General features: G+C 46.5%; 1 protein-coding gene. It reads left to right on the top strand.

Translation table 11 applies throughout. The features are described from left to right. The coding region (locus GBM95_RS12895) for a hypothetical protein (protein ID WP_226963344.1) at nucleotides 1–182 on the top strand (182 nt) is incomplete at its 5' end. Between the last annotated feature and the right edge of the window lie 20 nt (nucleotides 183–202).

Here is a 202-nt window from a genome sequence, read left to right as displayed (position 1 = left end):
GTACCGCTTTTGGTCTTTTGACGACTGATTTTGCCGGCAGCAACCGGAACTGGGACGGTGTACTTGAAGAACATTTGCGGGCTTCTTTCGAGAGTATCGAAAGACTCTCGATTATAAAGAAAAAGCGCACGAAGCGCAAGTCATTTTTGTGGTTATTTCAGGCAACCTGTTGCCGTTTTTAAGCTACCTCTGGGTAGGGTAG

Source organism: Sutterella seckii, assembly GCF_009183815.1.
Classification (GTDB): Bacteria; Pseudomonadota; Gammaproteobacteria; order Burkholderiales; family Burkholderiaceae_F; genus Sutterella; species Sutterella seckii.
This window is presented reverse-complemented; position numbering and strand designations above follow the sequence as displayed.